Source organism: Mucilaginibacter mallensis (genome assembly GCF_900105165.1).
GTDB classification, from domain to species: Bacteria; Bacteroidota; Bacteroidia; order Sphingobacteriales; family Sphingobacteriaceae; genus Mucilaginibacter; species Mucilaginibacter mallensis.
Genome location: NZ_LT629740.1, coordinates 5,623,833 through 5,646,520, shown reverse-complemented (window position 1 = coordinate 5,646,520; position 22,688 = coordinate 5,623,833). Strand labels below are relative to the sequence as shown.

The 22,688-nt window shown below is 40.7% G+C and carries 21 protein-coding genes; 10 read left to right on the top strand and 11 right to left on the bottom strand.

The features are described 5' to 3' along the window. Positions 1-164 precede the first annotated feature (164 nt). From BLU33_RS23255 to BLU33_RS23250, 3 genes are all read left to right on the top strand, one after another. The gene (locus BLU33_RS23255; protein WP_091379118.1) at positions 165-782 is read left to right on the top strand and encodes a hypothetical protein; all 618 of its coding nucleotides are present in this window, start codon (positions 165-167) and stop codon (positions 780-782) included. A gap of 98 nt (positions 783-880) precedes the next feature. Further along, positions 881-1,060: a hypothetical protein gene (locus BLU33_RS25245; RefSeq protein WP_157682340.1), complete on the top strand. Its 180-nt coding sequence runs from the start codon at positions 881-883 to the stop codon at positions 1,058-1,060. Positions 1,061-1,078: 18 nt separating this feature from the next. After that, positions 1,079-1,942, top strand: a complete 864-nt coding sequence (locus BLU33_RS23250) for a hypothetical protein (protein ID WP_091379115.1) — start codon at positions 1,079-1,081, stop codon at positions 1,940-1,942. A 198-nt stretch (positions 1,943-2,140) separates the two neighbouring features. Here the strand turns inward: BLU33_RS23250 and BLU33_RS23245 are convergent, their stop codons facing one another. The 5 genes from BLU33_RS23245 to BLU33_RS23225 all read right to left on the bottom strand — a co-directional run bounded on the left by BLU33_RS23245 (position 2,141) and on the right by BLU33_RS23225 (position 6,082). Continuing rightward, positions 2,141-3,202 carry a serine/threonine-protein kinase gene (locus tag BLU33_RS23245; protein WP_091379113.1) on the bottom strand — a complete coding sequence of 354 codons (1,062 nt, stop codon included), beginning with the start codon at positions 3,200-3,202 and terminating at the stop codon, positions 2,141-2,143. A gap of 3 nt (positions 3,203-3,205) precedes the next feature. Beyond that, the gene (locus tag BLU33_RS23240; protein WP_091379110.1) at positions 3,206-3,670 is read right to left on the bottom strand and encodes a hypothetical protein; all 465 of its coding nucleotides are present in this window, start codon (positions 3,668-3,670) and stop codon (positions 3,206-3,208) included. A gap of 66 nt (positions 3,671-3,736) precedes the next feature. Further along, positions 3,737-5,068 carry a HesA/MoeB/ThiF family protein gene (locus BLU33_RS25435; RefSeq protein WP_197684535.1) on the bottom strand — a complete coding sequence of 444 codons (1,332 nt, stop codon included), beginning with the start codon at positions 5,066-5,068 and terminating at the stop codon, positions 3,737-3,739. Next, positions 5,065-5,406 (bottom strand): hypothetical protein, encoded by a 342-nt coding sequence (locus BLU33_RS23230; RefSeq protein WP_091379108.1) that lies wholly within the window; start codon positions 5,404-5,406, stop codon positions 5,065-5,067. The genes BLU33_RS25435 and BLU33_RS23230 overlap by 4 nt, the downstream gene beginning before the upstream one ends. 1 nt (position 5,407) lies before the next feature. Next, positions 5,408-6,082 carry a multiubiquitin domain-containing protein gene (locus BLU33_RS23225; RefSeq protein ID WP_091379106.1) on the bottom strand — a complete coding sequence of 225 codons (675 nt, stop codon included), beginning with the start codon at positions 6,080-6,082 and terminating at the stop codon, positions 5,408-5,410. Between the two features lie 192 nt (positions 6,083-6,274). Between BLU33_RS23225 and BLU33_RS23220 the strand changes: the two genes are divergently transcribed. Further along, positions 6,275-6,628, top strand: coding sequence for a helix-turn-helix domain-containing protein (locus tag BLU33_RS23220; RefSeq protein ID WP_091379103.1), 354 nt, complete (start codon positions 6,275-6,277; stop codon positions 6,626-6,628). A gap of 255 nt (positions 6,629-6,883) precedes the next feature. Here BLU33_RS23220 and BLU33_RS23215 read toward each other — a convergent pair whose 3' ends face one another. The 3 genes from BLU33_RS23215 to BLU33_RS23205 form a co-directional block, all read right to left on the bottom strand. Then, the gene (locus tag BLU33_RS23215) at positions 6,884-7,453 is read right to left on the bottom strand and encodes a TetR/AcrR family transcriptional regulator (RefSeq protein ID WP_157682338.1); all 570 of its coding nucleotides are present in this window, start codon (positions 7,451-7,453) and stop codon (positions 6,884-6,886) included. A 485-nt stretch (positions 7,454-7,938) separates the two neighbouring features. Continuing rightward, a complete protein-coding gene (locus BLU33_RS23210) occupies positions 7,939-8,775 on the bottom strand; it encodes a hypothetical protein (RefSeq protein ID WP_157682336.1) in 837 nt (278 codons plus the stop codon). Between the two features lie 198 nt (positions 8,776-8,973). Continuing rightward, positions 8,974-10,884, bottom strand: a complete 1,911-nt coding sequence (locus tag BLU33_RS23205; protein ID WP_157682334.1) for a thiol-activated cytolysin family protein — start codon at positions 10,882-10,884, stop codon at positions 8,974-8,976. A gap of 373 nt (positions 10,885-11,257) precedes the next feature. Here BLU33_RS23205 and BLU33_RS23195 point away from each other — a divergent pair, with 373 nt between their 5' ends. Further along, complete coding sequence (locus BLU33_RS23195; RefSeq protein ID WP_091379088.1) at positions 11,258-12,025, top strand: TapB family protein; 768 nt, start codon at positions 11,258-11,260, stop codon at positions 12,023-12,025. Between the two features lie 136 nt (positions 12,026-12,161). Next, the gene (locus BLU33_RS23190; protein WP_091379086.1) at positions 12,162-12,818 is read left to right on the top strand and encodes a TapB family protein; all 657 of its coding nucleotides are present in this window, start codon (positions 12,162-12,164) and stop codon (positions 12,816-12,818) included. Between the two features lie 24 nt (positions 12,819-12,842). On the opposite strand, the gene BLU33_RS23185 is transcribed toward BLU33_RS23190, so the two are convergent. After that, the gene (locus BLU33_RS23185; protein ID WP_091379084.1) at positions 12,843-13,478 is read right to left on the bottom strand and encodes a response regulator; all 636 of its coding nucleotides are present in this window, start codon (positions 13,476-13,478) and stop codon (positions 12,843-12,845) included. Between the two features lie 114 nt (positions 13,479-13,592). Further along, positions 13,593-16,667 carry a sensor histidine kinase gene (locus BLU33_RS23180; RefSeq protein ID WP_091379081.1) on the bottom strand — a complete coding sequence of 1,025 codons (3,075 nt, stop codon included), beginning with the start codon at positions 16,665-16,667 and terminating at the stop codon, positions 13,593-13,595. Between the two features lie 516 nt (positions 16,668-17,183). Between BLU33_RS23180 and BLU33_RS23175 the strand changes: the two genes are divergently transcribed. The 3 genes from BLU33_RS23175 to BLU33_RS23165 all read left to right on the top strand — a co-directional run bounded on the left by BLU33_RS23175 (position 17,184) and on the right by BLU33_RS23165 (position 20,290). Continuing rightward, positions 17,184-17,975, top strand: a complete 792-nt coding sequence (locus tag BLU33_RS23175; protein ID WP_091379078.1) for an AraC family transcriptional regulator — start codon at positions 17,184-17,186, stop codon at positions 17,973-17,975. A gap of 76 nt (positions 17,976-18,051) precedes the next feature. After that, positions 18,052-19,935: a M3 family metallopeptidase gene (locus BLU33_RS23170; protein ID WP_091379075.1), complete on the top strand. Its 1,884-nt coding sequence runs from the start codon at positions 18,052-18,054 to the stop codon at positions 19,933-19,935. A 127-nt stretch (positions 19,936-20,062) separates the two neighbouring features. Next, positions 20,063-20,290 carry a BRO family protein gene (locus BLU33_RS23165; protein ID WP_091379073.1) on the top strand — a complete coding sequence of 76 codons (228 nt, stop codon included), beginning with the start codon at positions 20,063-20,065 and terminating at the stop codon, positions 20,288-20,290. 34 nt (positions 20,291-20,324) lie between these two features. Here BLU33_RS23165 and BLU33_RS23160 read toward each other — a convergent pair whose 3' ends face one another. Then, positions 20,325-21,317 (bottom strand): polysaccharide deacetylase family protein, encoded by a 993-nt coding sequence (locus tag BLU33_RS23160; RefSeq protein WP_232009347.1) that lies wholly within the window; start codon positions 21,315-21,317, stop codon positions 20,325-20,327. Between the two features lie 369 nt (positions 21,318-21,686). Between BLU33_RS23160 and BLU33_RS23150 the strand changes: the two genes are divergently transcribed. Continuing rightward, on the top strand, positions 21,687-22,403 hold the full coding sequence (locus tag BLU33_RS23150; RefSeq protein ID WP_091379068.1) for a pyridoxine 5'-phosphate synthase: 717 nt from the start codon (positions 21,687-21,689) through the stop codon (positions 22,401-22,403). The last annotated feature ends 285 nt before the right edge of the window (positions 22,404-22,688 follow it).

Genomic DNA, 22,688 nt, shown 5'->3' with positions numbered 1-22,688 from the left:
TTTATCCAATTTAACCATTTGAGATTATTTAGTCTTTAACTATGGATCCATAGTTAATGGAGTTTATAATTTATGCTTACTATATAAACTTCAAACATGATATCACTAGATATCGATGAAATTAATTTAAATAACTAACTTCATATACACTAAGCTTTATCACTATGCACTTTAAACTCACAGAAGAAATCATTAAACTAAGTGTTTCCAAATATTGGGAAATCGCAAAAAACGAATGGGATTTTGATTATGCTTACCAGAGTGAAGAATTTCAGACTTGTCTTTGTGGCCATTATCCGATTAAGAATATATGCGTAATTAAAAACGATAAAAATGGCAACGAGACTGAAGTGGGTAACTGCTGCATCAATAAATTTTTAGGAATAGAAAAAGGCAATAAAATATTTGATTCCATTAACCGGTTAAAAGATGATATTTCTAAAAGCCTTAGCGCAGAGGTTTTGGAATATCTTTTTGAAAAAAATGTGATTACGGAATTTGAATATGAATTTTATTCGGACACTTTGCGTAAAAGGGTTTTATCCGAAAAGCAAATGAGCATTCGTGAAAAGATCAACAAGAAATTCCTTGATTTCACCAGCTATGAAACAAATACATTTTTAAACAGGATCAATATGGTGTTGAAATGGTCGGAGGACAATAAGTGGTTTGACAGGAAGTTTGTCGATTCTTTAAAACGGGATTGTGAAAGAAAAGGAACTTTGTCGGAAAAACAATCTTCCGCTTTGGAAAATATTATTAAGAAAATGAAAATCCAGTAATTAGATTGTCAAATGCTAATTATATCAAACAAAAAATAGATTTCATGCTTGCTATATTTAGCATTTCTTTTTATATTTGATTTATAATTGGAGGGAACATGGAACCAATAATGAGTTTTGAGGGTTACCAGGTAATTGAAAACACAAAAAAATCTAATGATTTGCTAAATAGCTTTTACGAGCAACTTGGCTATACTGTGTCCGATCCTCACCAACAAAAGACCGCAGAAGTTAATTCCGTTCAGGAATCTCCTAAACCTGCATCGGGCAATCGTTAATCCCTTTTCTGCCGGTTAATGAATATAGCTTTAGGAGCGTTAATCATTTTATTGCTGCTGTTACCAGCTCTTTTTTTCCGAATTGGAATCACTTTTTGGAGGTTCTCAGATAAAACCAGCCAGGCTGCGTCAACATTTTCTGGTGAACTAGCCCGAAGAAACTTTATCAATATCCTGTCCAAGCTCAATTTTTCAGAAACGCTTTTCTTTTTTTCAATTGTGCCGCTAGTACAACATTTGATTTCTGTTTGTGTAATAGACTGGTGGGGCAGGGAAATTGATTTTAGATTGCTGCTGAATATCTTTTCCAGTCAAAAAGATATTATCAGCGATAATTCCCTCTTTGATAAGGAACTCACTTCTTTTCTCTGGTATATTCTTTGGGAAACGTTTTTTGGCTTTTTGGCCGGGCTTGTGGTAACCCAATGCTTTATCTGGTTTCCTTCCCTTAATTTTATGCTGATTGGGGAAAACATGTACCTCCGGTTATTTACAGGCCTGCTATTAGAACCTTCCAAACGTGCGCAGGTAGACCTTGTGCTGGTTGATGTGGTTTCTGAAACCAAAGAAGTTACTGTAATCTACTCCGGCATTCTTGAGAAATTCGATACCGTACCGGACAAAAATGAGCTGGCTTACATCACTTTGAGCGGTACAAGAAGAAGGGATCTGCGTAAAAACAGCCAGGTGATTGAATTGGCAAATAGTGGCGTTAAAACGACTACCTACGAAAATGACAGTGGTGATATGATAATTATTCCTGGCAAATACTTTACTATCCCTGGCAGTAAAATTGCTAATGTCAACGTTACCTATATTGACATTCAGACAACGACAGATCCTAATGGGGCTCCCGTGCAGGTATTGGTGCCGATCAACTGAAACAGCGGTTATTTTTTTTTCAGCTTAACGTAGCCATTCTTTTGGATTACCCTTTCAAATTTTTTCTCAAAGACATCCGGGCTGGTTTTATTTAGGTACACGCCATAATAATGACCGCTCAGCAAGTTTTCCGAACGATTCCTCGCGGACAAGCTATGGCCGGTTTTAGACGGTTGACGCTTCATCATTTATAATTAATTATAAATTCTTATCGTTAAGGGCTTGCTTTACTAACGCAAAAGCCTCGTCGTGGTTTATCTTTTTACGACAATAAGCGTTAATCTGTTGAGCTTTATTCAAGGTTTTTGTCGTTAAAACGCTTGAATTATCCAAATCTATACGACTTGTCTTCACTAAATAGAATTTGCCATCCTTTTCACATGTCCATTCTAACTCATGATCACTTGGGCTAAACTGCCAGTCATAGGGCACATCCAGCCCCGCCAAATCATTCAGGAAATCCAACACAGATTCGTAGCGGTTAGCAGGGTCGATCTCTAATGCTTTGCGAATATAATTTTTCAACCGCTGCGGTATATGCGGGTGATAATGAGTCCTGTCGGGAAATTTCCCTTTAAGCACGGCAGCTTTAAAAAGGTCATCCCCGAAAGCCCCCTCGATAATGAATGGCTTAAGCTGTCGCTTAAATTCCTGGTTCCCGTTGCACATCCGGTACACCGTCAGCCCCGCCTGGTAAATATCAGTTTGGTGAGTAATTTTTTCCGACCTGAAATTTTCCGGTGCCTGAGTCCAATAATAGAACATTTCCGCTGCGGCAAATCCCTGGAGATCCAGATATTTTGCTAGTCCAAAGTCGGTCAGCGTAGCATCATCTGATGTGGAAAGAAGTATATTATTGGGTTTAACATCGCAATGGACGAGGTTCTTAGAATGGATATGATGCAGCCCGCTTAAAAAATCAATGCTATAACGTATAATTTCGGTAAGGCTTAAAAATCTTTGATCAATCAGTTGGTTGATAGAGCCTTGCTCGTAATCGGGCATGGTTATATAAATATGATCATCATCCTGGCAGGCATATTGGATAGGAACAATGTTCGCATGAGCAGAGGCATATAATATTTTTGCTTCCTTGAAAAAATTATCCGGCCCCGCCAAGTCGGCTTTCTTTATCTTTTTAACAACGATCACGGCATCAAGCTGGTAATCATGCGCCCTGAAAACTTCAGAGTTCTTTCCCTGCTCGCTGATATTCATCAGTTTTTTAAAATGCAGGCTGGTATTGGTATAGTCAAGCATGGATCAATTATTAACAGCCAATGCCGTAAGTATACATTCCCTATGTTCTTTGCCGAGGGACTGCCAATCTATTATTCCTGGGTAGTTCTCATGCCCGTCTATCATCCGGGAAATTGTACCATCCGCCGAAATACCTAGCCGAGCCGCAATGGAAACCTTTGTCCCGGTAAAATATTTTTCAACCTTGCTACTGGCAAGCATCTCTTGTATAACCCCTTCAATCATTACCCTATTGATATCGGGCCCCTGGTAACCGGAATATTCCGTCAGTTTGATTCCCGCACGTACTATAGCATATTCACCTAAAATATCCAGGAAGGTTTTTCTAACATATTTGAGCTTTTGCGGAACGTTAAAAGAAACGGGGATGACCAAGTCCTGGTTAATGGTACTTATACTTCCTTCATTATCATCGACAATGGAATATAATACTTTGTGCGGCGTAACTCGGATGCCAATAAGGCGCATATTAAAAGCATTTAGGTAATAGGCGAACAATGATAATTAAAATCCAACATATTACCTAAATAAACTTTACAGGGATTGATAGGCGGGAACGCCGCTTTGACTGAGGGGAAAATGGTCGCATGCCTCCTCCGGCAAAAATTTTAAACGGTGGCTCGGCACCAGCGTTCCCTTGTCTCCGTCATAAGATAAATAATTATTTCCCATTCCCTGTGAAGTCCAGCCTGTTATTAACTCCACAACTATCCCGACGGCAGTCGATGCCAGGGTGCCGTTTGGCCAAACTACCTGCGGCCGGATGCCCGCCTGTCCGTATTTGGCTGCTTCTTTACCGAGTTTTTCCTCAGTCACAAACTGCAGGCAGCGCATACAAGGCCAGCCTGGAATTGAAGTAATCACCTGGCCCGAGATGTGGCTTTTACCCGCTTCATCCACATGTACATCCATACCTATATCGATATACGGGATCAGGTACCTTCTGCATTCCGCCTCCAACTCAGCCCTCGAGGCATAATCATCCACGCAGCCGACAACAATATCACAAGTTTGCATTGCTTCCGCATAATCCTGCCAACGGCCATCATAACATTCAACGGCCACACCGGGAAGTATCTTTTTAAAAAGCCGTTTGGCAATCCTGGTTTTTAGCGTGCGTCGCAAGATATCCATAAACCATGCGCCGATCAGCCTATTCAGGTTTGATTCTTCGGCGTGGTCCCCATCAAAAATAGCCGGGTTTAAAATTCCGATATGTGCAAACTGCTGGGCAACATGTGATCCGCCGCCACCAAGCCCTACGATTGCTACACGAACCTGGCCGAAAAGAAACTGAGATTCGGGCCCAAGAAACGATTGGCGGCTATATTTGTCACCAAATTTGTGTAACCTTTTTCCGGGGTAGTGAAAGACCATGGGCTTGCCGATTACGGAAATGCATTCAGGTGCTGTCACAAGCGAACCGCCCGGTAATTGTAAGCGGACGAAAAACGAGTTTTTACTCAGGATCAGGTAACCATGGGTCGCCGTTGGATTAGCATGGACGAGGCTTTGCACGACGCCGGGAATGCCGTTTTTATCTGCTTCGCTGGGTGCAGGCACCCCTTTGTGATTATGAAGGTGGACATATACACTCCCGGAGTTATGGGTTATCACTTGTTCCATGGCATCGCGGATCGCCGCCCCGCTAAAACGTGCCCCTACCGAACGATCATAGATATAGTGGTCGTCCTTAACGGGAGAATAGCTATTTATCCAGATTATCATTCGACCGCCTATAATCTTATGAGTGGTATAAAGAAATCCTACTCTTTCCCCGGCAAACTCATGAGGCCTTTTCAGGTCGGCAAGCACTTTTTCATAAAGTGGCCCGGGCATCTTTACATGGACTTTTAGTTTTTTCATTGTTTAAAAGCTTTAAGGTGTACCAGTAACATTTCTTTAAATTTCAAATCGGCCGGTGTCTGCCAGGAAATACCGTACCAGGTTCTGCCCAATATCCTAACCGTGGCATTCCAGTTCAGCCCTGCATTACATCCTGCCAACTTCTCTGATAAATAAAGCCTTGATTGGTACCCGTCCTTCAGCATCGGGCATAATAGCGCATCTACTTCAGATGGCTTACAATTAGCAGGCATCTGTAATTTTTCAATGAGGATATAAGAATAGCCCCCTTCATCCGCTGCGCGTAATGAAGGGGCTATTGTTTTCAATTCCTCAATATCTTGTGGTGCAAATTCCATATTATGATGAGGTACCGTCCTTTACCCGGCTTAAAAATTGTTCGCCGCCCTTGATACAAATTACCGCATCGTTTTTAAGTGGGACCGGTTTATTGCCAATAAGCTCATCCAGCTCGTAGCCGGGTGTTACCTCGCCTACTTTCTTTATTTCCGCTACTGTACGTTCACCCGGTTCGATCAGGCGGTCTATGCGGTCCACTTTAATAGTTACCAGTTGAACATGCTCCGTTTTTGTAAAGAAATGTTCTATTCCCGGCCGGGCAAGATCAACCAGGGTATCGTCGCCAACCAGTTCGTCTTCCCATGGTTTCTTAATAGCCAGGTACAATAAGCCATTGGTTCCGGTCATTGCCAGTTGACGTACTTCAGCACCTGTAATGTATTGTTTGTCCCATTCATATTCCTTGCCGTTAATAATTATGGGCAATACATACTTCAGGTAAAATTTTTCAATACCAGGCCTGGCCAGATCAATCCGGTCATCATCGGCTACCGGCTCGTCTTCCCACGGCTTTTCAATACCGAGAAAAACACGCGCCCCCTCACCGGCACCGACCAGTTTTTTCACCTGCAACCCGGTGACATACTGATCTGACCAGTCAAATTCTTTTCCCTCAATCTTGAGCGGAAGTTTGTTTTCGGCTGGTCGTTGACCCGCCCCTTCTAAATTTTCCATGTTGTGAATTATTAATTTTTTGACAAATATATATTGCTTTGCTAAATATATCAAGCATTGCTTATTATTTTGCTTGTTATTTTTAGCAAGTGCTTGATTTTTAAGCTAATTATTTTTAACTTTGCTTGATATCGTGCTAATTTCAATTAGCACTTGCATTATTATTTAAGATTATATTAACTTTGCAGTCATATGACAGAAAGCACAAAGACGCTCGGAGGCATCTTGCGAGAAGCAAGAGACCTCAAAAAATTATCCTTACGGGAAGTAGAAGTGCAGAGCGGCATTTCCAATGCTTACCTGAGTCAACTGGAAAATGACAAGATCAAAAAACCCTCTGCCAATACCCTTTACAAGCTTTCAGAGTTATTCCATATTACGTTCGATGACCTGATGGTGGCGGCCGGTATTGTGGAACAGGGTAAAGAGGAACGAAAACGGCCTGTGCACTACGCTTTTAACTCGGACGACCTGACTCCAGAGGAAGAGCAGGCACTGATCGATTATTTAAAATTTTTAAGATACCAGCAAAAGGATGCTAAATGACCAGAAAAAAAAGGAAATTGATAAAATTGCCTTTGATGCATTAAAAAAAAGCGGTGCCCTTGGGCTGTTACCTACACCGGTCGACAGGATAGTACAGTACGCAGAATTGCGGGTGAACTCCCATATTGACCTGAGTAACGTTCCCTCCCACTTCCTGGCCAAGTTTGGCTTGGCACTGCAACGCGCTGTTATAAAGGTAAGAGGCGCATTAGTCAGAAATGACCGTGTGATTCTGCTGGATAATGAACAAAGCACTCAGCGCAAAAATTTTGTAAAGCTACATGAAACCGGGCATGAGTCCAACATACCAGACACTTTCAACCCGGTCATGACCGTTTGCAAGTAAACGGCCAATTGAGTTGGATCGTTCACCGCAGGGATTTCATTTTGTTCCTGTGCCTTTTGGATAAGTTCTTTTAATATTGCGATCGTCCCTGCCCTCGCAGCAGTGACGAACTGGTTCAACCGGGGGCTGTTGTTAGCAAGCTCAGTAATGGAATTAACCACGAAGCAGCCACTTACCGGCATACCTGCCGCGCTATCTTCCTGTAACACGCACTCAAACAGTGCCCTGAGTGCCTTTAAGGCGGACGGCGAACTCTTTATATTTTGACCGAGTTTCGTCTGTTCAGTTTCCATGTAATATTGGAGCGTTTCAAAGAATAAAGACTCTTTACCGCCAAATGAATTATAGATACTCGATGTACCCAGCCCGGTAGCCTTTTCCAGGTCGCGGGTGGAGGTACCATTAAACCCTTTTTTCCAGAACAATTCCATCGCATTTTTCAATGCTTTTTCCTTATCAAATAATTGAACACGTGGCATAAAACTTGATTTAATGTAACAATCGCTACAAATATAAAAAACAAAATTTATATTTGGAGATACGAATGATACCCTCGATAGCATCAACAATTGTCCAGGTTTTCACTTATCACACCGGTTGATTACACTTAAAATAAAACACACGTCATAATTTCAGCGAGTGATGAATTATAACGTGCGTTTAATCGATGATCCTGGGGTTGTAACAAAACCGAACATTCTGTTGTTCGGTTTTGAGCAGATCAGAAAAAGCCCGGCAACATAATCCCTGATAAATATGTTTAATCCTCACCGGATGTTCACAAATTTTGCTTTTGAAAACTATAGCGCAGCCTTATTCCTGCCAAAAGTTTTAGGTCCTGTATAAATCCGTTCGTTCTGATTGGCTCCAAGTGTACAGGTAACATACCGTATGTACGGCTTTTTGGGACTATTGAAATACTAACGAATAAGGGCGTTTGGTCAATTTAAATATTGACAATAGATTAAAATGCCAAACTAATTTTCCCCTTCTCGGAACTTCCGACATTTTTTTCCGAAACAATGTCTTTGCAGGTAGAAAGCACCGCATTTAAAAGCTCATCAGTAGTGCCATAATGCACAACATCAATTGTGGATGTTCCCGACGAGTTGAATTTTTTATTGATACTTTTTATGCCGGACATGTTATTTATTTCAGTAGAAAGAGAATTAAAGCTTGAAAAGCCTATCCCTGTAATACTGATAGCGGTTTTCATGGTTTTACCTATATTGGCAAGCCCGCGGGCAGAAGAATCTGATTTGCTTTTAGCGCTGTCAGCAGCGCTTAAAGGATGCAGCCGGTGGTTGATATTTACCATAGTAACAGTTAGCATGGTATGTATATTTTTAAGGGATAGCTTCACCGCTTTTGTTGAGTTCCTTACCCTGATAAGTGCTGATGGAATCTTGAACGGGTGGCCTTTAAGATCTTTGGTAACATTTGCAGACATGTCAGAACTGGACGCTACCAGGGCCTGGCCATTAGTATTTAATGTGGTTAACTGAAGGTTGAAAGTGGTTAGCTGTTTCTCGATGCCGTTATTGTCCATATTTACTTTTTTAGTAACAATAACCTGCTGTTCAATAGCATTAAGCTGGGTTGATAACTGGTTTGTTTGGTCGTAAACATTATAACAGTTGGTAACATACGCATCTACTTCAGGAAGGCCCAGATCATCACTTGGCCGGGTTAGATTATTCGGGTCATTAGTTTTTACAATAGCTGGTGGCGTTATGGGCGATGTGGTAGCAGCAGTAACCGGCGGGGTAGTTTGCGAATAACCCTCGGTAATAAACAGCATAAAAATAAAAGTTAAATATAAAAAGCAGCAGGGCCTGGTTCTCATTTAAGTAAATGCTAAATTGGTGAAATACATCATCTATTGATAATATTCAGAGAAGCTGCCTTATTTATGTAAGGCGGCTTCTCTGGATCATTTTTTGTAAATAATGATCGGGATCAAACTTTTGTTATACTATGATCTACCAATATTATTTTTTTATTGTCGTGGTTTAAATGTACCATCAAAATAAAGGGTTCCCTCTGTACTGTCCTGGGTTAATACAAGCACATCCGGCCCCTTACCGCCCCAAGTGATCTTTTGTGTTAACCCGCCGGCAAAATTGAGTGTCAAAACAACTGTTGATATACCCCAGGTATCATGCCCATTGGGATAAATATGAAAATGGACCAATCCGCCATTTTTGACAAAGAAGTCCATTGTTGGGTTACCTTTTAAACCCAAAAAATTCGTTAAATAATTATTAAAGGTCAGCGGATCTTGATGGCTAACACCTCCATTAAAGGTTATATTGAGCGGCCCCGTTTTGTAGGCCAAAAGAAATGGTTCGCCATTATTTACTGTCTGGGGTGGATTGTTATCGTACCCATTATAGCCATTATTTGAACCTGCATTGCCCGAATATACAATTACATGATAGTGTGTGTCATCGTCTTTATTTTCTCCCGGTAATTGACTGGTTGTATAAGTTATATAGGCACTTTGTAGTATGGCAGCATTATCATTGGGCACACAGTTACGTTCGTGAAAATCGTCAGTGTTGCTGTACGACCCGAGCACATCATCAGCCATATCATAAAAAGAGTAAGAAATTGGCTGGGCGGTTTGCCAGGTAACATTTCTGAATACATTTTGGATCTCTTTTTCAAGATCTTTCCGGTTAAACTGCAACGTGGTTTTGCCCGGGCCGCCAACTACATAACAATTTATGGTACTTGAAACATTTTTATCAGACGATACTGCGTTAAGGTCAACATTTGCACTCGTGCCAAAACCGCTGTAACTTGCCTTGAAAGTTTCAGCGTCCTTTGAAGAATTCATAGTATAGGTAAAATTCGCTAAAACGCGTACGCCATAACTTACACGACCCATTACCATCAGGTTTTTTGTGTTCTCAACGTTGGGGTCAATAAAATAGCCGCTATCGGGCGGTACAACACGTATGGTATACAATATTTTAGTGGCATCAATGGTTACATTTACCGTATTCGACTCGCTGGAAGTGGCATAAGAGGCGCTTACTGTAACGCCCGCGTAGCTACCCCCTCCGCTGATCTGGAGAGCTGCAGCCGTAGCATCACTTGTTTCATAACTGGTTGAATTAAAGCTAAAAGTGCCCGCCGGCCCCTTTAATTCATTTTGAAGTTTATCAACAGCTGTATATACTTTTTCATAGTTAGGATTTGAAATATTTACAAACGGGTTATCGTTGGGTTTTAAGTTCGAATTATCTATCATTAATCCTAACACATGCTGCGCTCCTATAAAAGGTTTTGGGTTGCCGCTAAAAAAATCGTCGAACTTATAAAATGCCCCGGGATAAATGAGGCCTGCCATTGAGGCGGCATCGGCACTTAAAAAATTGGGGCTGTTGGCCGTAAGCGAAACTGTTGAAGATGCGCAATCCCATTCTCCCCCTTTTTTGTCGGTGCTCTTTTCTTTGTGTTCGCTTCCTTTTTTTGTATGCGCCTTATAGGTGGTCGGGGCATTGCCGCCAAATTTGGGGTTCTTCACAAGTTTAATTGTGATCCCGTTAATGTGCATTTTTGCAGTATCGTCAAATCCGTTATCATGTGAAGCCTTTCTTTTGGCATGTTTACTTGTACCCTCATAAGCGGGATCACCCAACCCAAGGGGCTTTACCGTAAGATGCTGTACATTTCCATATAGTACCGGCGTTGTTTTCTCGACAGGTTTTTTTGTAATAGCGGGTGCAGTTGTTTGGGTAGATGCCGGTACTGTTGTTATAACAGGCTTTGCTGCGGGCCTTTTTACCTGGGCATTTGCACAAAAGGTACAAACTAACAATGGTATCATCAGGTAATAAAATTGGGGGCGATGGCTGATATGAAAGCGATCGTGTTTGGTTTTGAGGTTCATGTTTTTCATTTTGATAAGTGATTTTCAAAGGTTTAATAGAAGCATCGTGCCCCGCTTTTTTTATTGCAAGGATATACGGGATGGTGCATGTTATTTATTAGTTAAATTTTACCTGATTAAAATTACTGCCGATAGCGCAGCCGGTCAATCACCAAATCGGGGGTTTTTAAATTCACAATATCAGCGCATTAAAATGAGGCCTGTGGATTGACGTTAAATCAAATAGTGTAATATAAAATGCTAAACAAACCTGTTGGTTACAGGCGATATGTTTCCCGTAATAAGATCAATTATTTCCATCTAAATAAAAACGCTTATCCCCCGATTGGGTGATTGACACAGATCGGCTTATGTAATAGTTTTGTTATATAAACAAAAAACCATGAAAAAATTTGTAGCTCTTTTTGCCTGCTTTTTAGTAACCGGCCAGTTGTTTGCCCAGGATTGTTCTCAATATATGTATATGCAAAAGAACAAGACCATTGAGATGACGGCCTTCAATAATAAAAATGAAATGACCTTTAGATCAGTTACAAAGGTTTCTGATGTGAGTACTGCAAACGGGGTAACTACTGCAAACGTTGCTGCAGAGGCATATGATAAAAATGGGGAATTGATCAACTCATCAAACGCGGTTTATAAATGCGATGGCGGGGTAATGATGATGGACATGAGCGTTAATACACAGCAGCAGTCTCAACAACCGGCCCAGCCAAATGCCAAAGTAAATTTTAAAGTAATTAACCAGGGCTATATGGAATATCCATCAGGGATGCAAGTTGGTGATCATTTAAAAGATGCCACCAGCCAAATGGAAATAGACATGAATAATGGTATGACAAGTGTTATGACCATTCAAATTACCGATAGGATAATTGCTGGAAAGGAAAATGTTACCACTCCCGCCGGAAGCTGGAATTGCTTTAAAATAACCTATAAAACTACATCTTCAACAACCTTTAAAGGCGCTCATGCCGACACTATTAATAATGCGATGAGCGCCTTTGCCAAACTAAAAGCCAAATTAGGGAACTTAGGACCAAAAATGGCTTCAAATACTTCTGAAACTACCGTATGGTATGCCCCCGGTTTTGGCCTGGTGAAAATGCAGAGCAAAACTTTTGTAATGGAACTCACGGCACTCAGGTAAATTTATCGCTTATAAAATTAGCTATGCCGCTTATCGGTAACGCTTTAGTTTGATGTTCAGCAAAAATTATATCCCCCGTTTGCGGTATTGACGGCTGTTGGAGTTTGTAATAGCTTTGTTATAAAAACCAAACCCCATGAAAAAAATTATATTCATCATCGCCCTACTTTTAATAACCTCAAGGATGCTGGCACAGGATTGTTCCCAGTATATGTATATGAAAAAAAACAAGGTTATTGAATCAACCTGTTATAACGAGAAAGGCGAAGTTTTACGGAAAGTGGTTTCAACGGTTGTTAACGTAACCACAATAAACGGGACAACCACTGCAAACGTTAGTACGAAATATTTTGATAAAAACGGAAAGCCCAACGGGGAAAAAAGTATTTCCTACAAATGTAATGGTGGTTCATTTATAATGGACATGGGTGATAATAGCCCCCAGCAGGGCAACGCTAATATTAAATTCACCGCCAGTTCCATGGAATATCCGTCAGGGATGAAGGTTGGCGACCGTTTAAAGAGTGTTACCTCACAAGTGGAAGAGAAAATTGGTGGTGTCTCAAGTGTTGCTACTTCTCAAATTGAAAGGACGGTTGTTGCTAAAGAAAACGTCACCACACCCGCCGGAACCTGGAATTGTTTTAAAATAGTTAATAAAACTACCACTACTATTAAAGGTTATAAAATGGCTCCGTTCACCGCTGAAACTACGGAGTGGTATGTCCCCAATTTTGGTATAGTAAAGGTTCAGGTTATTGGTTTGACAACGGAAATTACCGCTCTCAGGTAAGGTGAGGCTATAGTGGAATCAGCTTTAAACCACCCTGTTTTTTAAAGCTTTTGCAACGGCTTCTGATTGGTTATGCACATGAAGCTTCTCATAAATATTACGGATGTGGCTTTTTACAGTTTCAAAACTGATATTGAGTGATCCTGCTATCATTTTGTAGCTAAATCCCTTTACCAGGCCGTTCAGTATTTCTTTTTCACGTACCGTCAGATCATATTTTTCAATCGTGCCTGAACTGTTTTGAGCTAAATGCTCTAACAACATACGTGCAATATTAGCGCTTAATGGCGCTCCGCCTTCTAATGATTCCGCAATAGCGCCGAATAATTTCTCAAAGCAATGTTTTTTGAGTAAATATCCCGAGGCACCGGCGCAAATAGCCGCAATTACATTTTTATTATCGTCAAAAACGGTAAGCATAATTATCTTCACTTCTGTATCAACCTGCCTGATCAGTTGAACTGCTTCAATACCATTTCTCCCGGGCATATCAATATCCATCAAAATAACCTGCGGCTTTAAAGTTTGAAGATCGTTTATGACATTTGTACAATTTTGGAAGGCCCCGGCACAGGTATAATTATCAGATGTGTTAAGGAGTTGCACAAGCGCTTCGCATAAGTCCGTATTGTCCTCGTATATCAAAACGCCTGTTTTCATTAAATTTCTTTTTAGTATTTCGCCTTTTAATGAGGGCTGCTATCCAAACAATAATTAGGATAATCATGGGCGACCATAATAAGTTAAATGTAAACAGATTATTATTATTTACAGCTACCGAAATCGGGGGATATGGAAACTTAAAGACACCAGCGTTCCTTTGTTTTCGTCACTTTCAATATAAAGATCAGCTCCCATTTTTTTTGCCCGCTGCCCCATGTTATAAAGCCCATTACCCGACGAAACAGCATTTATATTAAACCCTTTGCCATTATCGCTGATGGTTAATTTGCAAACGCTCTTATGCCTTGTTAAACAAATTTGTATGAAGGTGCATCCGGAGTATTTTGAAGCATTGCAAATAGCTTCTTTAAAAATAAGATACAACTCTTTCCTTGAGACCATTCCTATTTTTAGATGTTCTATTTCCGGGTCAATACTGAAATCGTAAGGAATACACTGGGCCTCGAGCACTTCAGAGAGGTATTCACGGGCTTTCATTAAAAAATTATCCAGGCCATCGTTCCTGGTATTGATGGACCAGACAATATCTGATAAAGCATCCAGGGTTCTTTCCGATTTGTCGCTTATTTTTTGTAATAATTCACTACTGCTGCGCTTATCTGTACTTATTTTTTGTAATGCTATTTTACTGAATATGTTGATGCTGCTTAAAGTTGAACCAATATCATCATGCAGATCACGGGCTATATTATCACGTAATTGCAAACGCATTTTAAACTGGTTCATGTTATACCTGTAAATGATATATATTATACTTAAAACTAATACACAAAGTGATAAATAAAACCACCATCGATGCCAGAACGGAGGGTTTACAATTAATACAAGCTTAGTAGGTGTATTATTCCATATACCTTCGTTATTACATGCTTTTACATTAAATACATAGGTGCCTTCATCCAGATTAGCGTAAGAAACATAGCGGCGAGAACCGGCAATATTCCAACTTTTATCAAGCCCGTCCATTTTATAAGCATATTTATTAAGCCTTGACTGCGTATAATTAAGTGCTACATACTCAAAAGAAAAATAGTTTTGGTTGTAGTTAAGCCTAATGGTTTCCCCTTTGTGTATAGTGTAATCCTTATCAAAAATACGTAAGTCTGTTATTGATACTTCGGGCGGATGCGTATTTTTCACAAAGTTAGCCGGGTTAAAGCTATAAATGCAGCCCTTGGATGCTATTGATATATTGCTGTTATCGTCAATAACTATTGAAGTTAGCCCGTCCGGACTTTGAATGCCATCTTTTTTATTAAATTGAGTTATTTTTCTATCAGGTATATGAAATTTAACTGCTCCTGCATTGGTCAACAGCCAAAGGTTGTTTTGTTTATCGCCAACTATAGTTGAAACAGACATCGACGGCAGGCCATCATTAACAGTTATAATCTGTGGGTTTTTAAATTGTGTATTGGTTGCCCACAAGCCATAATAATCGGTACCTATCCATAAATCTTTATCTTTTTTATATAATTCATTAATAGTAAGGTCTGAAACAAGTTTGTTTATATTATTCCATGTGATTTTTTCAAAACGTCCCGTATTGGTATGTAATAAAATTAATCCTGTGTGCATGCCGCCTATTAACAGGCTGTCCTTTGATAATTCACAAAATGCACGTATCTCATTTATTTTAGACTCCGGCCCCATTGTATTATAATGATAAGAAATGAACTTTCTTGCTTCCGGGTCAAACCTGAAAATGCCATTGCTATGTGTTCCTATCCATATCCTGTTTTCATTATCGATGTATAAAATATAGATGCTGCTTTTAATATCAGGCGATTTAAATATCTCGGCTTGAAGGGGGTGATTTCTGTTATTAACATTTTCAGAAACCTTAACCAGCATATTTTTTACACTTAACCATGTTGCCCCACTTTTATCCTTGAGGATATTAAATACGGCAAAATTGGCTGGCAGCCCTAACACTTTACTGTAATCTTGTATAAAACCCTTTTTTTGATCGTACATGAACAACCCTTCATACATACCCATCCACCACAAACCATCTTTTTCTTTAAGCATGGTTAATGGTGCAAAGTGCGTGTATATAAGGCCTGTATCCGTTTTTAACTGGTATGTTGTTTTTGATAAATGAACATAGTGCGGATCATATTTAACTATCCCATTTTCTGTACCGATCCAAAAGGTACCCGACTTATCGCGAAATAAGGATATTACCGCACCGGATATTCTACTTTCACCTGCCCACTCAACCGGGTAATTGATAAACTTGTTTTTTGAAGGGCAAAAAATGGTAAGTCCGCCTTCCTTATTGGCGAGCCATATATTCCCATTTTCATCCTGAAGCAGGTCGGATATTATTTTATAAGGTAAGAAATGAAGATCATCTGTTTTATAAAACCAGGTTTTAATCTTCTCTGTTTTTGTATTAAACCGTAAAAGGCCGGCATCCCAGGTGCCTATCCAAAGATTACCCTGGTTATCCAGTAACGATTTGCTAAAGCTCAGTGGGGCGTTTTTATCCCCCTGCGGAAACGTTGGCAGGTCGGGACGATAATACTTACAAACTCCGGTTAATTTGGAATAACAATAGAATCCATTCCTTGTTGTTACATATAAATGGCCATTATGATCATCAGTTAATGAGTTAATAAACGTACTTTTTTCAAAGCCGGGGACTTTTGTCCAGTGGTAGTTGTTTTTGTTGAATTGAAATAAACCTGAAGCCGTTCCTACCCAAAAAATAGAATCATTTTTCTTTAGTATCGTATTTACCTTTAATCCGTAACAGTTAAAATTTTTTATATTTTGGGTATTGATATCAATCCTGCTCAGTCCTCCGTCTGATCCGATCCATAAATTATTTTTCTCGGGATAAAGACATTCGATCTGATTGCCTGTTAAGGTGGATGAATCTCCGGGGAAATTCCTGAACGCTTTAAAGCTGTAGCCATCATATCTAAAAAGCCCTTCCTTTGTCCCAAACCAAAGAAATCCATTACTGTCCTGGTTTATGCTTAATATGCAATCGTTGGTAAGCCCTTCTTCCTGTACCTTTTCTATATGCAGGTTACTAATGTCCTGCGCATTTAGCTGATGGGGTACAATAAACAGTAAAAAAATGATAATAATATAATGTAAGAAACAGGTTGTATTGTGATTTAATAAGGAATATCTTATTTCGCCCGTTTTCATTTGAGGGGTTTATTGAAACACAGCATGGCGAATATAACTATAATAGCTTATTAATGTGTAGTTTAATTCTATTCAGACAAACTAGACAGCCCGCATTTATCTGGGATTTTGTATTTAAAAAACAAAATCCGCGAAATTTCGGTGAAGTTTCGCAGATTTCGACGACTAATAGCAGCCCGTAGCGGAAATATTGATTTAAATTATTTAAAATTTACTCTGTCAAAAAATTCGAAAAGAGGTAAAAGGGGTGTGTATAAAGCATCATTCGCTCCACAAAATTATCCCGAATACGAGGCCCCTTTCGGAGACCATACAAGGACGTAAAGCGCCAACTTCACGTCAATCCGATGTAGATGATGAAAAACAGGATAAGAAATTAATCCGGAGCATTTTCTACAAAATCATTTTTATTATAGAAATTTAGAAAGCAAATTTCAGAACGGTGGTCCGCATTGCGAACTACAAAGAAATACGCTTATGCCGCAACGTTTATCGATCTTATATGTCTTTTAACATATGGAAAGATACTCAACATTTTTTGGCTTCAATCATTTCACTAAAGCAATAAACGGGTGCAATATATCACTGACTACTTATCCCGATAACAGCGAATATGAGGATTGGCATTCACACTCAAAATGCAGTATAGGTCTTTTAATTGAAGGCACTTACACGGAAGATTTACGTGACAGGCGATTAATAAGGAGACCGGGAGATATTAAATTCATTCATAAAGGCGAACAGCACAGGTGTTATGATTTTTCACCCGGCACAAAAAAAATAAATTTGGACCTTTCTGACGCTCAGTTGAAAGAAGTGGGTTTTAGCGAAGATAAATTGTGCAAGCTAATCCATTCATCGCCCTATTTTAAGTTCGTTCTTACACGCCTTTATCAGGAGGTGGTTAATAATAACCTCGAAACACCTGCATCTGCTTCAATTATCTTGCACAGCTTTTTTAACACAAAACAGTTATCAGTTGTCGAAAAACTTCCTCCAAAATGGATCAAGAGTTTAATTGAATTATTGCATGATGCACCACAAACAAACTTTACATTAAATGAGATGTCTCATATGCTGGGCGTACATCCTACCACAATTTCCAGGGCATTTTCCCAATATTTTTCCACCACTTTGAGCAGATACTTACAAATGATCAAGGTGGATAAAGCACTCGTGCTTGTAAGGTCTTCCCACCTATCCCTAACAGAGATCGCCTATGCATGTGGTTTCGCCGATCAAGCGCACTTTACAAGAACGTTCAAGGAGATGACAGGCATACTTCCAAAAAACTTTAGGAAAATTTGATGCTTACCGGAAATGCTAATCTCATTCAATTTTCAACGATCAGTTAAAAGTAGATTTGTGTTGCAAATAGTTTGTTATGAGGGGTTTTCCATTTAAAGGTGCCACATTAGTTTTAATTACTTTCTTATTGATAGGTGAAAGCTGTATGGCTCAAAATTTCGATCCATTTGAAGGAAAGTCCTCTCAGTACCAGCTGAATTTATTCAGGTACTTTACAACTCCTAAGGAAGAGTCAAATACCCTCAATGTTTTATTAGACAGTGTAAAGAAATTTGAAAACAATACCGCGTGGGATTTGCCTGTACTTGCTGAACGTTTAGATCAGTATGAACATTTTTCAATTGAGTTGACAAGGCACATGTTATATGAGAAGCTTTTATACTATGATAATAAAAATGATACCACTGCGCGAAAAAGAATGAATTATGATAATAGTGTCTCCAGTGAATTAAGAGCTACAGTTAACCTTGCTCTGACGCAAAAGGAATTGTCAACATTAACAGAAGCTGAGACAAATCAATTTCATCTGGATAAATTCAGCTACTTAATATCAACCATCCAAAAGAATGCAAGCCATACCATCCCGGCCACCAGCACAAAAATTATAAATGAACTTTCCGGGTCAGTTTTAGATAGATTAGATGACCGATATGATGCATTGATGGACAATATAAACAAAAATCTCGTTTTCGATTCAATAGGTAAAAAATTCAATCCGGGGACTGGGATCACTACAATGAGACATAGCAAGAATGCATATATCCGTGAAACGGGTGTCAAAGCTTTCCTGAATGCCTATGCACAGCATGAAGAAATATTTGCGGCAACGCTAATTGATATAGCAAATGAAGAAAATGCGTCAGCAAGATTATATAACTACCCGGACGCACCAGCAAGAATGTATGATAAACGTTTACAAGTAAGTGAAGACAACGTAAAGGGAATGCTTAACGAGTTGAACCTACATGCCGATGTATTAAAAACCTATCAACAGGCCCAGGCTGAACAAATCAAACACGTAACCGGTTTAAAGCAAATTCATAGCTGGGATATGGACCTCCCTTTGAATTACACGCCTCGGCCGCAAAATTTCGTATCAGCGCGAAAATCCATTCTACAGGCATTGCGGCCATTAGGTAAAGACTATGTAAGCCATTTTGCTGATTTGCTTGACCCTACTCAGGGTAAGTTAGATATTACAGGCGGTAAAAGCAGAGTAACAGATTTTACAGGATTGGGATATCCCGGGGTACCAATTACGCTATATATGAAATCATTTAACGGCGAAACCGGTAGTATCCGGGTCTTGATACATGAAGGCGGCCACAGCATTCATAGGTTATTAATGAGTGAAAATCACATTGTGCCAACTAATTCTTCAGGACCAAATTTTCTATTTGAATCGTTTGCCATTCTTAATGAATTTTTATTGTTAGATGAATTAACAAATTCAAGTAGAAGTTCCGATTCCAAGGCTTTCTATACCAAGACATTTATTGACGACCTCGCCGATCAGTTATTTACCTGCGCAGAGGAGGGCACTTTTGAGCAGGGAATTTATGATGGCGTTTCTGCAGGCAAAATAAAAAATCAAAAAGATATTGATAGCCTATATGCGGGGATTATGAGTAAATACGACTTATTTTTTAAAGATGAGCCTGAACGTCATGCAGAATGGATCAATAAACGCTTGATATACGATGATCCGATTTACAATGTGAATTATTTATATGCCTCGCTGGTCGCCTGTAAATTGTATGAATTATTGCACAAGGACCCGGAAAACTTCGCCATTCACTATAACGCGTTGCTCCGTAACGGTTTTAATGCATCTGCTGATGACCTTCTTCAAAAATTTATGAATTTCAGGATAGATGAAACGCAAATGGTTGAAGGCGCGATAGGATTAATGAGCAAAAAGACCACAGAATTGAAGCTGTTATATAATCAGCCAAAGTGAGGCCATAAGAAGTAATCTTGCCGTTTACTGTCCCGCTGGTTCTGGGGAGTTTTCTAATAAACACCTCGCTACTTTTCAACACCTATCACACATCTTTCAATTATAGTTATATTGCTTTTTTAAAAGCATGAAAAAAGAAGTCATATTAGAATTATTTGAAAAGTTTGAACAAGCATGCTATATCTACAATGATATTGAATGTTGGAGCGCCCGCGAAGTACAGGAAATATTGGGATATACAAAGTGGGTTAACTTTTTGAATGTAATTGATAAAGCAAAAAAAGCGTGCGAAAATGCCGGTTCCAGCGTTTCAGATCATTTTGCCGACGTCGGTAAAATGATCCTAAACATCTAAAATCATTTTCGTGATATCACGAAAATGATCAACCCTAATCCTTCCCCTCAAACTCATCATCCACACTTTCCCTTAAATCGTACAGCAGCCATTGCTTATTGGCAATTGCCTGTGTTTTTGAGCGGAGCAGGTTAATGAAATCGGTTACGCCTACGGGTTCATTGCCGTTGCCGTGGATGAGCACTATGCTGCCCGACTGTGGTTGCTGCCCTTTGGCCAGCCAGGCGTCCGTACCAATAGGTATCAGCCCGAAATCAGTTATGCGGAACACCAGTTGCTGGTCGCTCACCAGGCCGGGGAATCTGAAGAATACCGATGGCAGCAGACCGTTCTTCAGCATGGCTTTTTCGGTTTCCAGCACTTCGTAGTTAATGTCGGTGCCGGGTTCCAGTAAAAAGTTCTCTTTCAATGGCGCTTTCAGACTCACGCGATGGGTAAAGGAATGGTTTATCCAAGTGATGTAGATCTCGTGGTCGGCCTGTAGTTTTTTCAGCCATTCCAGGTCGTCGGGGTGCTGGCGCATCCATACCCCGGTGATAGACAACGCTATGGGCACAGGGTGCTCCACCTTTTTAAATTCGGCAATAATATCGGTAAATATGCGCCTGTCGAGCGGGCGGTGCGAGGGGCAAAGGTCGGCGGTGAGGCTGATGCCGGTTTCCTTGGGCATACCATTTTCGATGCCCGCATCCTGGATCATTACGCTTTGTTTTTCGGCTTTAGCCAAGGCATTTTGATAGGGCGTATTCTTAAAAAATGCCCGCGCCTGCAGCATGGTCATGGGGGTGATCTGGTAAAAACTACTTTCGTCCGTCTTGGTTTCCAGCGTTTGCGGGTTTACCAGCAGCACATAGTTTTTGTCGTAGTTATCAAACTGCCGCAATATCATCCACTCCTGCGGAAAGTGCTTGGCCACACCATAATAAACCTTGTAGTTCTCAATTTTGGTGTAATTGGCCTGCGCGTGGGCAGTAAACGTAAAGGCTGTTGAGCATAACAGCAGGAATAGCAGCTTAAAATATCGCATGTTTTGATTTCGGATTTCGGATGTTCGATTTCGGATTTGGTTGGTACGGCAATATTAACCAATATCGGGGGAAATTGATTTGGGGAAGTGAAGAATAATGGTTGAGTTTGTCACAGAGCCAACTCACCCGGTCCTCGCTCAGCCGCTCGACCTGCCCTCTCTTCCGCAAGCGGCAAAGAGGGCAAGCGCATTTTTTCTTCTTTCTTTTTCATTTCCCACCCCCTCTTTACGCTTTAGCGTAGAGAGGGGCGACCAGCGTAGCGTAGTCGGGGTGAGTCAACGGAGCGCGCAAAAGCCACAGCCTCAATCCCCACTTCTTTTACATTCCCAATACATTATACTTTCCCAAATGATGTTTAACTTTGGCTCATGACCCGTTTATCCGTCAACATCAATAAAATTGCAACCCTGCGTAATTCGCGCGGCGGCAACAACCCCGACCTGATACAGGTAGCTACCGATTGCGAACTATTCGGCGCGCAGGGCATCACCGTACACCCACGCCCCGACGAAAGGCATATCCGCTACCAGGATGTGTTCGATCTGAAGCAGATAGTAACCACTGAGTTTAACATAGAAGGCAATTGCCAGGAACAAAAATTTATCGACCTCGTGCTGGCCAACAAACCCGGGCAGGTAACCCTGGTGCCTGATATTCTGGGTCAGATCACCTCCAACCATGGCTGGGACACCATTGCCAACCGCGAATATTTAACCGGGATGATCTCCGTATTTAAGCAAGCCGGTATCCGCGTATCTATTTTTGTTGATCCCATTGCCGAAATGGTTGAAGGCGCCGCCAAAACCGGCACCGACCGCATTGAGCTGTACACCGAAGCCTACGCCACCCACTACCATCAAGACCGTGACCAAGCCATCGCCCCATACATTGCGGCTGCCGAACTGGCGCACGAGTTGGGCCTCGGCATCAACGCCGGGCATGACCTTGATCTCAATAACTTAAAATTCTTTGCTGATAATATCCCAGCCCTCGATGAAGTAAGCATAGGCCACGCCCTTATCAGCGATGCCTTGTATTTCGGGCTGGAGAACACGATACATATGTATTTGAGGCAGTTGGGTTAGTAAGGGATATATAAATAAGGTGGTTCCCCTCTTGAAAGGGGTTTAGGGGTGTGTTATAAAACAAACACCAATATCCGCGTCATGCCGAACTTGTTTCGGCACCTCACACGCTAAGTAATCACCGTGCAGGTCACTCGTCCTGTGGAATCCTGAAACAAGTTCAGGATGACGGTTGGGGATTTGGGCGTTGCCTGCGGCCGTGCTTTCCGCTCATACGCGCACATGGGCGTTAGGCGCCAGGCCGGTATCCGCTGCAATCACTAACGCACGCTTGTTATTTAGGGT

What these genes read in the sequence shown, in the direction of transcription:
- BLU33_RS23255 (WP_091379118.1), top strand. Translation starts at nt 165, where the DNA reads ATGCACTTTAAACTCACAGAAGAAATCATTAAACTAAGTGTTTCCAAA.
- BLU33_RS25245 (WP_157682340.1), top strand. Translation starts at nt 881, where the DNA reads ATGGAACCAATAATGAGTTTTGAGGGTTACCAGGTAATTGAAAACACA.
- BLU33_RS23250 (WP_091379115.1), top strand. Translation starts at nt 1,079, where the DNA reads ATGAATATAGCTTTAGGAGCGTTAATCATTTTATTGCTGCTGTTACCA.
- BLU33_RS23245 (WP_091379113.1), bottom strand. Translation starts at nt 3,202, where the DNA reads ATGCTTGACTATACCAATACCAGCCTGCATTTTAAAAAACTGATGAAT.
- BLU33_RS23240 (WP_091379110.1), bottom strand. Translation starts at nt 3,670, where the DNA reads ATGCGCCTTATTGGCATCCGAGTTACGCCGCACAAAGTATTATATTCC.
- BLU33_RS25435 (WP_197684535.1), bottom strand. Translation starts at nt 5,068, where the DNA reads ATGAAAAAACTAAAAGTCCATGTAAAGATGCCCGGGCCACTTTATGAA.
- BLU33_RS23230 (WP_091379108.1), bottom strand. Translation starts at nt 5,406, where the DNA reads ATGGAATTTGCACCACAAGATATTGAGGAATTGAAAACAATAGCCCCT.
- BLU33_RS23225 (WP_091379106.1), bottom strand. Translation starts at nt 6,082, where the DNA reads ATGGAAAATTTAGAAGGGGCGGGTCAACGACCAGCCGAAAACAAACTT.
- BLU33_RS23220 (WP_091379103.1), top strand. Translation starts at nt 6,275, where the DNA reads ATGACAGAAAGCACAAAGACGCTCGGAGGCATCTTGCGAGAAGCAAGA.
- BLU33_RS23215 (WP_157682338.1), bottom strand. Translation starts at nt 7,453, where the DNA reads ATGCCACGTGTTCAATTATTTGATAAGGAAAAAGCATTGAAAAATGCG.
- BLU33_RS23210 (WP_157682336.1), bottom strand. Translation starts at nt 8,775, where the DNA reads ATGCTGTTTATTACCGAGGGTTATTCGCAAACTACCCCGCCGGTTACT.
- BLU33_RS23205 (WP_157682334.1), bottom strand. Translation starts at nt 10,884, where the DNA reads ATGAAAAACATGAACCTCAAAACCAAACACGATCGCTTTCATATCAGC.
- BLU33_RS23195 (WP_091379088.1), top strand. Translation starts at nt 11,258, where the DNA reads ATGAAAAAATTTGTAGCTCTTTTTGCCTGCTTTTTAGTAACCGGCCAG.
- BLU33_RS23190 (WP_091379086.1), top strand. Translation starts at nt 12,162, where the DNA reads ATGAAAAAAATTATATTCATCATCGCCCTACTTTTAATAACCTCAAGG.
- BLU33_RS23185 (WP_091379084.1), bottom strand. Translation starts at nt 13,478, where the DNA reads ATGAAAACAGGCGTTTTGATATACGAGGACAATACGGACTTATGCGAA.
- BLU33_RS23180 (WP_091379081.1), bottom strand. Translation starts at nt 16,667, where the DNA reads ATGAAAACGGGCGAAATAAGATATTCCTTATTAAATCACAATACAACC.
- BLU33_RS23175 (WP_091379078.1), top strand. Translation starts at nt 17,184, where the DNA reads ATGGAAAGATACTCAACATTTTTTGGCTTCAATCATTTCACTAAAGCA.
- BLU33_RS23170 (WP_091379075.1), top strand. Translation starts at nt 18,052, where the DNA reads ATGAGGGGTTTTCCATTTAAAGGTGCCACATTAGTTTTAATTACTTTC.
- BLU33_RS23165 (WP_091379073.1), top strand. Translation starts at nt 20,063, where the DNA reads ATGAAAAAAGAAGTCATATTAGAATTATTTGAAAAGTTTGAACAAGCA.
- BLU33_RS23160 (WP_232009347.1), bottom strand. Translation starts at nt 21,317, where the DNA reads ATGCGATATTTTAAGCTGCTATTCCTGCTGTTATGCTCAACAGCCTTT.
- BLU33_RS23150 (WP_091379068.1), top strand. Translation starts at nt 21,687, where the DNA reads ATGACCCGTTTATCCGTCAACATCAATAAAATTGCAACCCTGCGTAAT.